General features: G+C 59.8%; 11 protein-coding genes. 5 read left to right on the forward strand and 6 right to left on the reverse strand.

Annotation, left to right across the window (positions count from 1 at the left end; genetic code table 11):
• Nucleotides 1–5: 5 nt before the first annotated feature.
• Complete coding sequence (locus AD669_RS23290) at nucleotides 6–860, forward strand: shikimate dehydrogenase (protein ID WP_053124054.1); 855 nt, start codon at nucleotides 6–8, stop codon at nucleotides 858–860.
• Between the two features lie 78 nt (nucleotides 861–938).
• On the opposite strand, the gene AD669_RS23295 is transcribed toward AD669_RS23290, so the two are convergent.
• Complete coding sequence (locus tag AD669_RS23295; protein WP_053124056.1) at nucleotides 939–1,616, reverse strand: TetR/AcrR family transcriptional regulator; 678 nt, start codon at nucleotides 1,614–1,616, stop codon at nucleotides 939–941.
• A 101-nt stretch (nucleotides 1,617–1,717) separates the two neighbouring features.
• Complete coding sequence (quiC, locus tag AD669_RS23300; protein ID WP_053124058.1) at nucleotides 1,718–3,619, reverse strand: 3-dehydroshikimate dehydratase QuiC; 1,902 nt, start codon at nucleotides 3,617–3,619, stop codon at nucleotides 1,718–1,720.
• Nucleotides 3,620–3,978: 359 nt separating this feature from the next.
• On the opposite strand from quiC, the gene AD669_RS23305 reads away from it, so the two are divergent.
• Nucleotides 3,979–5,316 (forward strand): MFS transporter, encoded by a 1,338-nt coding sequence (locus tag AD669_RS23305; protein ID WP_053124060.1) that lies wholly within the window; start codon nucleotides 3,979–3,981, stop codon nucleotides 5,314–5,316.
• Nucleotides 5,317–5,443: 127 nt separating this feature from the next.
• On the opposite strand, the gene AD669_RS23310 is transcribed toward AD669_RS23305, so the two are convergent.
• The 4 genes from AD669_RS23310 to AD669_RS23325 all read right to left on the reverse strand — a co-directional run bounded on the left by AD669_RS23310 (nucleotide 5,444) and on the right by AD669_RS23325 (nucleotide 9,324).
• The gene (locus tag AD669_RS23310) at nucleotides 5,444–6,322 is read right to left on the reverse strand and encodes a DMT family transporter (protein WP_053124062.1); all 879 of its coding nucleotides are present in this window, start codon (nucleotides 6,320–6,322) and stop codon (nucleotides 5,444–5,446) included.
• A gap of 118 nt (nucleotides 6,323–6,440) precedes the next feature.
• A complete protein-coding gene (locus AD669_RS23315; protein ID WP_053124064.1) occupies nucleotides 6,441–7,256 on the reverse strand; it encodes a sugar phosphate isomerase/epimerase in 816 nt (271 codons plus the stop codon).
• Between the two features lie 2 nt (nucleotides 7,257–7,258).
• Complete coding sequence (locus AD669_RS23320; protein ID WP_053124066.1) at nucleotides 7,259–8,320, reverse strand: Gfo/Idh/MocA family protein; 1,062 nt, start codon at nucleotides 8,318–8,320, stop codon at nucleotides 7,259–7,261.
• 227 nt (nucleotides 8,321–8,547) lie between these two features.
• Nucleotides 8,548–9,324 carry an IclR family transcriptional regulator gene (locus tag AD669_RS23325; protein WP_053124068.1) on the reverse strand — a complete coding sequence of 259 codons (777 nt, stop codon included), beginning with the start codon at nucleotides 9,322–9,324 and terminating at the stop codon, nucleotides 8,548–8,550.
• A 177-nt stretch (nucleotides 9,325–9,501) separates the two neighbouring features.
• On the opposite strand from AD669_RS23325, the gene AD669_RS23330 reads away from it, so the two are divergent.
• The 3 genes from AD669_RS23330 to AD669_RS23340 all read left to right on the forward strand — a co-directional run bounded on the left by AD669_RS23330 (nucleotide 9,502) and on the right by AD669_RS23340 (nucleotide 13,053).
• Nucleotides 9,502–11,241 (forward strand): FAD-dependent oxidoreductase, encoded by a 1,740-nt coding sequence (locus AD669_RS23330; protein WP_053124070.1) that lies wholly within the window; start codon nucleotides 9,502–9,504, stop codon nucleotides 11,239–11,241.
• On the forward strand, nucleotides 11,225–12,058 hold the full coding sequence (locus tag AD669_RS23335; protein ID WP_053124072.1) for an aldo/keto reductase: 834 nt from the start codon (nucleotides 11,225–11,227) through the stop codon (nucleotides 12,056–12,058). The genes AD669_RS23330 and AD669_RS23335 overlap by 17 nt, the downstream gene beginning before the upstream one ends.
• A 146-nt stretch (nucleotides 12,059–12,204) precedes the next feature.
• The gene (locus AD669_RS23340; RefSeq protein WP_053124074.1) at nucleotides 12,205–13,053 is read left to right on the forward strand and encodes a neutral zinc metallopeptidase; all 849 of its coding nucleotides are present in this window, start codon (nucleotides 12,205–12,207) and stop codon (nucleotides 13,051–13,053) included.
• The last annotated feature ends 84 nt before the right edge of the window (nucleotides 13,054–13,137 follow it).

A 13,137-nucleotide genomic window follows, 5' to 3' on the forward strand; every position in this document is an offset into this window, starting at 1 on the left:
ATCGCATGTCGCACTCCAACGTAATTCTCGCCGGGTTGATCGGTGCCGGTATTCAGGCTTCGCGCACACCGGCGCTGCATGAGCACGAAGGCGATGCGCAGGGCATGCGTTATCTGTATCGATTGATCGATCTCGATCAACTGCAAATGGACAGCACCGCCCTGCCCGATCTGCTGCTGGCCGCTGAGCGGATGAACTACACCGGGCTGAACATTACCTTTCCGTGCAAGCAGGCGATCATTCCGCTGCTCGATGAGTTGTCGCCGGAAGCCCGAGGCATCGGTGCGGTGAATACCGTGGTGCTGAGGGACGGCAAGCGCGTCGGTCACAACACCGATTGTCTGGGTTTCGCCGAGGGTTTTCGCCGTGGTTTGCAGGACGCTGCCCGCGAACGTGTCGTCCAGATGGGCGCAGGTGGTGCGGGCGCGGCAGTGGCCCACGCGTTGTTGAGCGAAGGTGTCCGGCAGTTGAGCATTTTCGACGTCGACAGTGAGCGTGCGGAAAGTCTGGCGAACAACTTGAATCAGCATTTCGGCTTCGGTCGTGCGGTGGCGGGTCGGGATTTGCCGAGTACGCTGAATCTGGCTGATGGTCTGGTCAACACCACGCCGATGGGCATGGCCAAACTGCCGGGCATGCCGGTGCCAGTCGAGTTGCTGCGCAAGGAATTGTGGGTGGCGGAGATTGTGTATTTCCCGCTGGAAACCGAGCTGCTGCGCAATGCTCGCGCATTGGGTTGCCGCACGTTGGATGGCGGCAACATGGCGGTGTTTCAGGCAGTGAAGGCGTTTGAATTGTTCAGCGGCGTGGTGCCGGATGCGCAGCGGATGCTGGCGCATTTTCAAAGCATGAATGGTTGAAGATCAAAAGATCGCAGCCTGCGGCAGCTCCTACAGGGATCGGTGTAGGAGCTGCCGAAGGCTGCGATCTTTTGATTGTCAGGCTTGCAGGTAGCGCAGCACCGATTCGCAGATCATCTCGCGATGACGCTGCTTGATGCTTTCATCCGGCAGGTCAATCTGGAAGATCTCGCCAAACGTGTGCCGGTTCGACACGCGATAGAAGCAGAACGAACTGATCAACAAATGCACATCCAGCGCATCCAGCCCCGCACGGAACACACCTTCATCAGCACCGCGACGCAGAATCTCGCCGAGCGAATCGAGGATGGTGTTGTTCATCGCCTTGATCGCATCGGAACGCTTCACGAATTCAGCGTTGTGGATATTTTCGATGCTGACGATGCGCACGAAATCGACGTTGCGATCGTGGTGATCAAACGTAAATTCAACCAATCGACGAATCGCCTCCACCGGCGGCAACTCGGCCAGGTGCAGCCGGTTTTCGGTGTTGCGGATATCGCCGTAAAGCTTCTCCAGCACCTCGACGTACAGCTGCTCCTTACTGCCGAAGTAGTAATAGATCATGCGTTTGGAGGTGTGGATGCGCTCGGCGATCGCGTCAACGCGAGCACCGGACAAGCCTTGCTGGACGAACTCGACGATCGCCTCCTGCAGGATGTTCTCGCGGGTCTTTTCCGGGTTGTTTTTGCGACTCTTGCGCGGCTCTACGACGGGCACGACAGTAGCTGCGGAAAGTTCTGAATTTATCGTCATTGCGGGCTCACGGCCATCACTGCACAGGCGGCGATTATGGGCCGCGCCGCACAGTGAAGGAAGCCGCGCGAGCCGTGTTTAATCCCGCGTTTACGAATTTCCTACAACTTCGCCTGGCGAACGGCGCCACTGCGTGATTTGGCCATCGCCGCCAAACGCACCGCGACATTCGCTGCGCCGTAACCGGCATAACCGTTTTTGCGCTGGATGATCTCGAAGAAGAAGCGTCCTTCGAACGGCTCGGTGTAGACGTGAAACAGCTCGCCGCCCTGCGCGTCCCGGTCATACAGCACGTTGTAATACGCCAGTTCACTGAGGAATTCGTCGTCGAAATCGAAGCGTGCGGCGAGGTCGTCGTAATAGTTGAGCGGGATATCCAGCAGCGGCACGCCGGCCTCTTTCGCGCGACTGACTTCGGCGAAGATGTCGTCACAATCGAAGGCGATGTGATGCACACCGGAGCCGCGGTAACTCGACAACGCATGGGAGATCGCGGTGTTGCGGTTCTCTGAAATATTCAGCGGCAAGCGGATCGAGCTGTCGCGACTGCGCAGTGCGCGGCTCTTCACCAGACCGTACGGGTCGGGCAGCACCACTTCATCGTCCGCTTCGAAATCCAGCAGGCTCTTGTAGAACAGCACCCAACTGTCGAGGCTGTCGGCCGGCAGCGCCATGGCCATGTGGTCGATGCGCTTGAGGCCGCCACGGGCCGGCGCGTCGGCCAGCAGGTTGAAATCGGTGCCGTAGACATCGGCCTGTTCATCGACCAGATAAATCAGACTGCCGTCCGGCGCGCGCACTGCCGCCAGTTCCAGCTCATTAGGGCCGACCAGTCCGCGATACGGCTGACCTTTGTAAGCCACGGCACGGGCCAAAGCACTGGCGCTGTCCTTGACCCGCACGGCGGTGGCGCACAACGACGGGCCGTGGGCTTCGAAAAAGCTGTGGGCGAAAGAGTAAGGTTCGGAGTTGAGAATCAGGTTGATGTCGCCCTGACGCAACAGGCTCACGCTCTTGGAACGGTGCTGCCCGGCCTTGACGAAACCCAAGCGCTCCAGCCAGTTCGACAGCTTGGCGCCAAGGCTTTCATCCACGGCGAACTCAAGAAACTCGATGCCGTTGTACTCGCTGGCCTGCGGCGTTTCGAAAAGAATTTCGCGGTTGGCCACAGGCGTCGCTTCCTGCTCCAGACGCTGGCGAGTCTTCTCCTCCAGGTACAGCAGCGAACGCAAACCGTCGGCAGCATTGGCCCGTGGCGGCGCGGCGCGGAAGCCGTCGTTGAAAATTTCCAGCGACAGCGGCCCGGTGTAACCGCTCTGAATGATCGGTGCAAGGAACCCCGGTAGATCGAATTCGCCCTGCCCCGGGAAGCAGCGGAAATGCCGGCTCCACTCCAGCACGTCCATCTGCAGAATCGGCGCGTCGGCCATTTGCACGAAGAAGATTTTGTCGCCGGGAATGTCGGCAATGGCGCGCGGATCGCCCTTCAGCGACAGCGTGTGAAAGCTGTCGAGCAGCACGCCGAGGCTCGGATGATCAGCCTGGCGAACGATGTCCCAGACCTGTTGATACGTGTTGACGTGACGGCCCCAGGCCAGCGCTTCGTAACCAATACGCAAGCCGCGCGCGCCGGCGTGTTCGGCCAGCAAGCGCAGGTCATCGACTAGAATTTGTTGATCGCCGACGCTGTCGGCCGAGGCGTTGCTGCAGACCAGCACCAGGTCGGTGCCGAGTTCCTGCATCAGGTCGAACTTGCGTTCGGCGCGCTCAAGATTGCGCGCCAGGCGATCGCGGCGGCAGCCTTCGAAATCGCGGAACGGCTGAAACAGAGTGATGGCGATGCCGAGATCGGCGCACATCTGTTTAATTTCTCGCGGACTGCCGTCGTAGTACAGGAGGTCGTTTTCGAAGATCTCCACCCCGTCGAACCCGGCGGCGGCAATGGCTTCGAGTTTTTCCGGCAGGGTGCCGCTCAAGGAAACGGTGGCAATGGAACGCTGCATGTTTCAACTCCCGGACTGCGCCGCTTGATCTTTACTGTAGGAGCCGCCGAAGGCTGCGATCGTTTGATCTTTATTCGTGGAGAGCAAAATCAACAGATCGCAGCCTTCGGCAGCTCCTACATGGGATGGGTTTTTATAGTGGGGAAATTATTGGCTGCATTGAACGCGGCAGCAATTTAAAGTGTACTACCCGGTTAGTTTTGCGTGCGATTATCGAACACAATGGCGGTTTGGCGAATTGACGATTTTTCGTCCACTGCCCACCATCGACCGCACATTGAGTCCGGATATGAACCACCGGTCGCAGCGTGCAAGCAACACAGCACACCAAATAACAAATCCAAAAACGGGTGGAACACATGATTCCTTCACAGACTTCCCGCATGGCTCCGGCCATGAGTACTGCCTCAGGTGGCATCGGCGACAAGATCCGCGGCGCCATGGCGGTCGGCAAAACCCGCTGGGGCATGCTGGCGCTGGTGTTTTTCGCCACCACCCTGAACTACATCGACCGCGCCGCCCTCGGCGTCATGCAGCCAATCCTCGCCAAGGAAATGAGCTGGACGGCGATGGATTACGCCAACATCAACTTCTGGTTTCAGGTCGGCTACGCGATCGGTTTCGTCCTGCAAGGTCGACTGATCGACCGGGTCGGTGTCAAACGCGTGTTCTTCTGCGCCGTGCTGCTCTGGAGCCTGGCCACCGGCGCCCACGGCCTGGCGACATCGGCGGTCGGTTTCATGGTCTGCCGATTTATCCTCGGCCTCACCGAAGCGGCGAACTACCCGGCCTGCGTGAAAACCACGCGCCTGTGGTTCCCCGCTGGCGAACGTGCAGTCGCCACTGGCATCTTCAACGCCGGCACCAACGTCGGCGCGATGTTCACGCCAATGTTGCTGCCGCTGGTCCTGCACGTCTGGGGCTGGCAAGCGGCGTTCCTGTGCATGTCGGCACTCGGCGGGATCTGGTTGCTGTTCTGGGGATTGAAGTACTTCAATCCGGAAGATCACCCGACCGTGAAACAGTCCGAACTGGACTACATCCAGCAGGAAGTTGAACCGGAACAGGCCCGCGTGCCGTTCTCGAGAATCCTGCGGATGCGCGGCACCTGGGCCTTCGCCATCGCTTATGCGCTGACCGCGCCGGTGTTCTGGTTCTACCTGTACTGGCTGCCGCCGTTCCTCAATCAGCAATACAACCTGGGCATCAACGTCACCCAGATGGGTATTCCGCTGATCATCATCTACGTGACGGCTGACTTCGGCAGTGTCGGTGGCGGGATTCTGTCTTCGTTCCTGATCGGTCGCGGCATGAACTCGATCAAGGCGCGGCTGCTGTCGATGTTGCTGTTCGCCTGCTGCATCATCGGCGTGGTCATGGCGGCTGGCTCGGCCAATCTGTGGGTCGCGGTGGCGGCGATTTCTCTGGCGATCGGCGCGCATCAGGCGTGGACGGCGAACATCTGGAGCCTGGTGATGGACTACACGCCCAAGCACATGATGAGCACGGTGTTCGGTTTCGGCGGCATGTGCGCGGCGATCGGCGGGATGTTCATGACCCAGATCGTCGGCCATATCCTGACCGTGACCAACAACAACTACACCGTGTTGTTCACCCTGATTCCGGCGATGTATTTCCTTGCGCTGACGTGGATGTACTTCATGGCCCCGCGCAAGATCCCGACCGTCACCGAATAAATCACTGATACACCTCAACCCTGTGGGAGCGGGCTTGCTCGCGAATGCGGTGGGTCAGTCGACATTTCTATCGGCTGATTTGACGCCTTCGCGAGCAAGCCCGCTCCCACAAGGGATTGCGTTTTTTTCAGCGGCGGCTTTGTTGCCACGCTGCTGCCAGTCCGCTGCAGCAGATCACCGCGATACCGATCACCGTCAACACACTCGGCGTGTGATTGAACAGCAGCCAGCCCAACAACCCCGCAAACACGATCTGGCAATACCCGAACGGCGCCAGCAGCGCCGGCGCGGCATGGCGGAACGCCTGGGTCAGGAACAAATGCGCGGTCATCCCGCAACTGCCCAGCGCCAGCATCAACCCGGCGTGGGTCAGCGTCGGCACCTGCCAGAAGAACGGCACCAGCGCACTCATCACCAACGTGTTGCACAACCCGGCGAAGAAGTTGCTGGTGGTCGGACTGTCGATCTCCGCGAGTTTGCGCGTGAGCAATTGATAGAAGCAGAAAAACAGCGCCGAGCAGAACGGCAACAGCACCGCTGGCGTGAACAGTTCACCGCCCGGGTGGACGATGATCAGCACGCCGATAAAGCCGCAAATCACTGCGATCCATTGACCGCGTGTCACCCGTTCTTTAAGCAATGGCACTGACAACGCGGTGACCAAAACCGGTGCAAGAAAGTTGACCGCCGTGGCTTCCGCCAACGGGATGTACAACAGCGCCGTGGTGAAAAACAGGCTGGTGCCGAGTAGGCAAAGTGCTCGAACCAACTGCCACAACGGCTTCTTGGTACGTAGGACGCGCAGTCCGGACTGCGGCAGAAAAATTCCCGCCATCAGTAAGGTGTGCACCAAATAACGCGCCCACACCACCATCACGATCGGATAGAACCCGGAGAGGTATTTCGACAGCGCGTCGTGGCTGGAGAACAGGAAAGTCGCCACGACAATCAGCAGGATCCCTTTGAAGGGTTGGTTGACACCGGAGAGCGGGGTGCTGACGGTCATTGGGTTTCCTTGTGGTGCCAAAAAAGATCAAAAGCTTCGCGGGCAAGCCTTGCTCCCACACGGTTTGCGTAAACCCCGTAGGAGCAAAGCTTGCTCGCGAACAGGTGCGCAGCACCGCTTAAAGCCGCGCCAACAATTCCCGAGTCTTGTTGATCGCCATCTGCGCCCGATCCAATCCACTCACGCCCTGCTCCAGCAGTTTAACCGTAGGAATTTCCAGGCTCAGTGGGATATTAGCCGGCAGCGCTTTCAGCAACCCGAGCAAATCGCAATCACCCTCGCCGGGAAACCGTCGCTCGTTGCGCGCCTGACGCAAGATCTCGGCCATGTCTGACGGTCGCGGCCCTGCGACATCACATAACTGCGCATAACGCAGTCGCGACGATGGCACCTTCGCAAGATCCTCAAGCTTTGACGTCGAACGATCAAAGTGGAAGGCATCGACCAACACCGCCGCATTTTCCCGACTAGCGTTTTCCACAATCCGCAGCGCTTGCTCAAGGTTGCGCGCATCCGTCCAGGGCATGAACTCCAGATGCGGATGCAACCCGAGCGGCGCCGCCAAATCGCACAACGCGGCAAAGTTATCCGTGAGTCGCTGCTCGTCAGGATCGTTACCGGCGACGAGCAATTCAGTCGCACCAAACTCCGCGCCGACCGTAAGAAGCTTCTCGAAACCGGCAACAACGGTCTGCGGTTTCAGACGCAGGATTTCCACGTCGAGCACGCGGATGCCAGTGTCGCGCAATCGCTCCATCGTCCTACGCCGCAAATCGTTATCGGCTACCAGTGGGAAGTGATATTCCTCGGGCGTTGCCGGTTCCAGACGCAATCCGACATGGCTGTATCCGGCGCGAGCAGCGACTTCGACCATTTGCGGTGGCGACAACTCCAGCACGGTCAGGCTGGCCAGGGAGAGAATTCGTTCGCTCATGTTCAAGCCTCGATCATTGCAGGGGCGCAAGCGCGGCCCGTGGCGGCGGCTTCGCGAATGGCTTCGATCAGCGCGAGGTTGCGCGCGGCATCAGCAGCACTGACCAACGGCTCGACTTCGCGCCGAGCCACGCGGACGAAATGCTCTAACTGCAAGCGTAAAGCTTCCTCACCGCCGTAGGACTCTTCCACACTCAACAACGGTTCATGCCAACCGGCGTCCACCTGATCAGCGGCGTAATGCCAGCGCTTGAGCTGCGGAATACTCAACGCCCCGGCGGTACCCGCCAGCAGATAACACGGTTGATCCGCCTGACGCGGATACGCCGGGTTTTCACCGGAGGCCAGCTCCCAACTCCACGGTGCCGCCACCGCATCGGAGCCGCTCAACGTGCCCAGTGTGCCGCCGGCAAACTGCAGCAACACCGCCGCGCTGTCCTCGTTGGCGAAACCGCGCACCGAGTTGTCGGTGAACGCTTGCACCGAACGCACTTCACCGCACAGGTGACGCAACAAATCGAGGTCGTGAATCAGGTTGGTCAGCAACATCCCCGCCCCTGCTTCACGGCGCCACGGGATCTCGAAATAGCTGTCCGGTTTACGCACCTGGAACAACGCGGTGACCGTGGTCAAACGCCCGAGCGCACCGCTTTGCACCAGCTCATGGGCACGGACGATCAGCGGATTGTGGCGTCGATGATGGCCGACCAACACCGGCACGCCGCTGCGTTTAACCGCCGCGACCAGTTCGCGCACTTCATCCAGATGCACGCCGACAGGCTTTTCCAGCAGCACCGGTACACCGGCCGCCAGACAATCGAGCGCCGTACTGACGTGTTGGTTATTAGGATTGGCGACGATGACTGCGTCTGGCTTGATCTGATCAAGCATCTGACGGTGATCGGCGAAATGTCTGACACCCCACTCAGCCGCAAGAGTGGCGGCTTGCGGCCCGGGATCAGCCACTGCGCACAGGCGGGCTTCGCTGAGGGTTTGCAGGTGCCGGTAATGTTGCTGACCCATATTGCCAGCGCCGATCAGAGCGATTCGAAGGGGCGAATTCAAGGCGCGATCCTTTTGTGATTGTTGTCGGAAAAAACACTCCAGCAACAATTTAGAACCGAGTTCCAGAATCAAACACCCATCAAGCGCAAAACCGTGCGAACACCGCACCCTTTCTGAATCACCAAAATCCGCTGTAGGAGCTGCCGAAGGCTGCGATCTTTTGATCTTAAAAAACAAAGTCAAAAGATCGCAGCCTTCGGCAGCTCCTACAGGGGATTTGTGGAGTGTCAGATAAACAATTCAGAGGCCAGGCTCGCCGCTGATAACTCGTCAGCAAACCTCAACAACAACGGCGCCAACTCATGCAACCGCGCCCCCGGCATCCGCGCACTCGGCCCGGCAATGCTGAGCACACCAATCACCCGACCATCCGCCGGATGTTTCACCACCGCCGCAATTGCCGACGTACCGACCGCCGAGCTTTCCTCGACCCAAGCATAGCCTTGCTCACGGGCCAGACGCAGGCGTTCCAGCAGTTCAATATTAGAGCGCGGCGCATTCGGCCCGACACCCACCGGCACCTCCGCCGCCTGTCGCTCAACCAGTGACAACGCCTCGGCATCGCTCATGCACGCCAGCCACGCATGCCCCGACGCGGTGTAAAACAACGGCGCATCGCGGCCCATGTCCGGGTCATAACGCAGACCGGTACGTGCACCCTGCGCCTTGGCAATCCAGGTCTGTCGCTCGCCATCGATCACACCGAGACGCACCAGTTCGCCGGTTTCCTGCGCCAGCCGATCCAGCACGGGCTGAACAATATCGGCGCCACTGCTCGACAGGTATTGAAAGCCCATCGCGACGAGTTTTGTCGACAGGTGATAGCGCAAGGTCTCGGGATTCTGCCGCACGTAACCAAGACGAATCAGCTCGGCGAGCAAGCGGTGAGTCGCGCTTTTCGGAATGTCCAATTGCTCGGCAAGCGTCTGCATCGGCAGCCCGCGCGGATCACTGGTGAGACTTTCCAGCACGCTGAAAACCCGTTCAATCTGACTGCCGGCCATGGGGAAATCCAAATGAAATTTCGCCGATTCTAGAAGACATCAGCCGCAAAGCGAAATCTGGAACTGGTTGTTCGATAACCGCCCGGTTTGTCGTATCAAGGCTTGTAGGCCGACGGCAGCAATGGTTATTTTCTGGAATCAAATTCCAAAAATAATTCAGCGCTGGAGCCATGTTTGATGCCTGCCGAACTTCCCGCTATCGACTGCGACGTTTTGATCGTCGGCTCCGGCGCCGCCGGATTGTCGGCAGCCGTCACTGCTGCGTGGCATGGCCTGAAGGTCATCGTCGTCGAAAAGGACTCGGTATTCGGCGGCGCCACCGCATGGTCGGGTGGCTGGGCGTGGGTGCCGTGCAATCCGCTGGCCCGTCGTGCCGGCATCATCGAAGACGTCGAACAACCGCGCACCTATTTGCGCCATGAACTGGGCGAGCATTTTGACCCGGCGATGATCGATGCCTTCCTCGAGGCCGGGCCAAATATGGTGGCGTTTTTCGAGCAACACACCGCACTGCAATTCGCCGACGGCAACGCGATTGCCGACATCCATGGCGACACCCCGGGCGCGGGCACCGGCGGACGCTCAGTGATTGCCGCGCCCTACAACGGGCGCGAGGTCGGACGCTTGCTCAAGCGACTTCGTACGACCATGCGCGAAACGTCCTTCATGGGTATGCCGATCATGGCGGGCGCGGATCTCTCGGCATTCCTCAATCTGACCCGCTCATTGAAAGCTGCCTGGCACGTGACGCGACGTTTCACCCGGCACCTGTTTGACCTCGCGACGCATGGCCGTGCGCTGCAACTGGTCAACGGCGTGGCACTGGTCGCGCGACTGGCGAAATCGGCTGAAGACCTCGGCGTGTTGCTGTGGGAATCGGCGCCGGTGACTGAGTTGCTGCGTGACGAAAACCGCGTTTGCGGTGCAGTGATCAACAGCATAAAAGGCCCGATCCGCATCCACGCACGCAAAGCCGTGGTGCTCGCAGCAGGTGGTTTCGCCAACGACATCGAACGGCGCAAAGCCCTGTTCCCACGCACGCCCACCGGCCACGAACATTGGGCGTTGCCGCCGCTGGCCGTGAATGGCGATGGCTTGCGGCTGGGCGAAAGCGTCGGCGCGCGGGTCAACACCGACGTCGCGTCACCTGTTGCGTGGGCACCCGTCTCGCAAGTGCCTCATTCCGACGGCAGCATCGGCCATTTCCCACACATCATCGAGCGCGGCAAACCCGGCATCATCGGCGTACTGAGCAACGGCCAGCGTTTCGTCAACGAAGCCAACGGCTATTTCGACTACGTCAGCGCCATGGTTAACGCGGCGCCACCAGGTGAAGAAGTCGCCTCATGGCTGATCTGCACCCACGCCTTTCAGCGCCGTTATGGCCTCGGCATGTCACGGCCGTTTCCGGTTCCGTTGTCAGAATTTATCCGCAGCGGTTATCTGAAAACCGGTAACACCGTTGAGGAATTAGCCAACGCTTGCGCCATCGACTCGAACGGTTTGCGCCAAACCCTCGACGACTACAACCGCCATGCCCACAACGGCGAAGATCCGCAATTCGGGCGCGGCGCAACGCCCTACAACCGCAAACAGGGCGATCCGGCGAACCTTCCCAACCCCTGCGTTGCCCCAATAGAAACCGGCCCGTTCTACGCCGTGAAAGTACAACCGGGATGCTTCGGCACTTTTGCCGGGCTCAAGGTCAACCCACACGCGCAAGTGCTCGACGCCAACCAACACCCTATCGCCGGGCTGTATGCAGCGGGCGGCGACATGGCCAGCATCATGGGCGGCCACTACCCGGCGGGCGGAATCAACCTCGGCCCGGCGCTGACGTTCGGCTACATCGCCGCTCGGCATATCGCCGGCATCACTGCTTTCGAACAGGAGATCGACCATGCAGCACATCGTTAATGCCCAGGGTTTGAACATGCCGAAACTCGGTCTCGGCACGTGGCCGATGCTCGGCGAAGAATGCACCCAGGCCGTGGAGCAAGCGCTGGAACTCGGTTATCGACACATCGACACGGCTGCGGCCTACAACAATGAGGACGCGGTCGGACAAGCCTTGTCGAATACGCCGACACCGCGCGAGCAGATTCACGTCACCACCAAGGTCTGGTGGGATCAGTTGCAACCCGACGCCATGCGCCACTCCCTGGATCGCAGCCTCAAGGCCTTGCGCAGCGATTACGTCGACCTGTTCATGTTGCACTGGCCCACCACCGATTGGGACTTGCCGCGCACGCTCGAAACCTTGGCTTCGTTCAAGGAGCAAGGCCTGGCGCGCAATATCGGCGTGGCGAATTTTCCGCTGCCGCTGCTGCGCACAGTCATCGAGGAATACGGCATTGATCTGTCAGCGATTCAGGTCGAGTACCACGTCCTGCTCGGACAAAACGCCCTGCTCGACTACGCTCGCCAACACAATCTGGCGCTGACAGCTTACACACCGCTGGCGCGTAACAAGGTTTCACACATTGCCGAGATCCAGCAGATCGCCGCCAAGCATGGCGTGCTGCCGACACAGGTCGCGCTGAAATGGCTGCTTGATCAAGACAACGTTGCAGCGATTCCCAAGGCGAGCAGCAAAGCCAATCAACTGGCCAATCTCGCGGCACTTGAGGTCAATCTCGACGATGAAGACCGGGCGCTGATTACCAGCCTGTCGAAGCGCGAACGTCAGGTCAGTCCGGACTTCGCGCCGGTGTGGGACGCGTTTGATCAGTGAGTAGGAAAACAGCGTTTGCCCGGTTCGAAACGCCAGTTGCAGGATCGGTCTTACGCGCTCTTACACATCTGCCCTGCACAACCTGAGCTGTGCGGTTATTCATAGGCGAGGCGAAAACGCCCCATCAACCTATGAGAGACCGCACCATGCTATGGAACAAGGCAAGACGCAGCGACAACGTCAATGACACGCGAGAGGGCAAGGACGCCCGCACACTGACAGGGAAAAAACTCGGCGCCGGGCTGGCCGCCGCCGCGCTGACAGGCGTGGCGCTCTATTCGAGCTACAACACCGCGCCACAGGCGCCTGCCGCTGAGGACTACATCAGTCAGGAGATCGCGCCGGTCGACGACCCCCAACTCAAATTCATCGAATCGATACTCGGCGACACCGAAGACACCTGGGAACAGGTATTTGCCAGTACCGGGCAACACTACCCGGCGCCCACATTGACCCTGTTCAGCGATGGCATCGCGTCGGGCTGCGGCTTTGCCGGTGCGTCAAGCGGCCCCTTTTATTGCCCCACCAACCAAAACATCTACATGGATCCGGCGTTCTTCGAACAGATGGCCGAGCGCTTTTCGGTGGTCGGTGACTTCGCTCAGGCTTACATCCTCGCCCACGAAGTCGGCCATCACGTGCAAATTGCCTTAGGTATTTCCGCACCGTTTGAAAGCGCGCTGTCCGCCAGGCAGCCTGTGACCGGCGACTCAGGACTGGAGGTGCGCGTCGAACTGCAGGCCGATTGTCTGGCCGGGGTCTGGGCTCACCATGCGCAACAACGCCATGCGTGGCTGGAACCGGGCGACATCGACGAAGCACTGAACGCTGCCAGCGTGCTCGGCGATGATGCGCTGCAACGTGCGCGAAACCAGACAGTACGTTCCGAGACCTTCAGCCACGGCACATCACAACAGCGCAGTGCCTGGTTCAGCGCAGGATTCGGTAGCGGCCGCGTCGAAGCGTGCGATACCTTCAACGCCGCGCAGTTGTAAGCTTGGCAATATCGGCATCTGCTTTAGAACCGGCGTCGATCACGATGGTCTGACGACCGGACTGGCGCCACCGTCGTGCACCAG

It is taken from the genome of Pseudomonas sp. P1.31, from assembly GCF_001269815.1.
Classification (GTDB): Bacteria; Pseudomonadota; Gammaproteobacteria; order Pseudomonadales; family Pseudomonadaceae; genus Aquipseudomonas; species Aquipseudomonas rustica.

What these genes read in the sequence shown, in the direction of transcription:
- AD669_RS23310 (WP_053124062.1), bottom strand. Translation starts at nt 6,322, where the DNA reads ATGACCGTCAGCACCCCGCTCTCCGGTGTCAACCAACCCTTCAAAGGG.
- AD669_RS23305 (WP_053124060.1), top strand. Translation starts at nt 3,979, where the DNA reads ATGATTCCTTCACAGACTTCCCGCATGGCTCCGGCCATGAGTACTGCC.
- AD669_RS23295 (WP_053124056.1), bottom strand. Translation starts at nt 1,616, where the DNA reads ATGACGATAAATTCAGAACTTTCCGCAGCTACTGTCGTGCCCGTCGTA.
- AD669_RS23330 (WP_053124070.1), top strand. Translation starts at nt 9,502, where the DNA reads ATGCCTGCCGAACTTCCCGCTATCGACTGCGACGTTTTGATCGTCGGC.
- quiC (WP_053124058.1), bottom strand. Translation starts at nt 3,619, where the DNA reads ATGCAGCGTTCCATTGCCACCGTTTCCTTGAGCGGCACCCTGCCGGAA.
- AD669_RS23325 (WP_053124068.1), bottom strand. Translation starts at nt 9,324, where the DNA reads ATGGCCGGCAGTCAGATTGAACGGGTTTTCAGCGTGCTGGAAAGTCTC.
- AD669_RS23315 (WP_053124064.1), bottom strand. Translation starts at nt 7,256, where the DNA reads ATGAGCGAACGAATTCTCTCCCTGGCCAGCCTGACCGTGCTGGAGTTG.
- AD669_RS23335 (WP_053124072.1), top strand. Translation starts at nt 11,225, where the DNA reads ATGCAGCACATCGTTAATGCCCAGGGTTTGAACATGCCGAAACTCGGT.
- AD669_RS23290 (WP_053124054.1), top strand. Translation starts at nt 6, where the DNA reads ATGTCGCACTCCAACGTAATTCTCGCCGGGTTGATCGGTGCCGGTATT.
- AD669_RS23340 (WP_053124074.1), top strand. Translation starts at nt 12,205, where the DNA reads ATGCTATGGAACAAGGCAAGACGCAGCGACAACGTCAATGACACGCGA.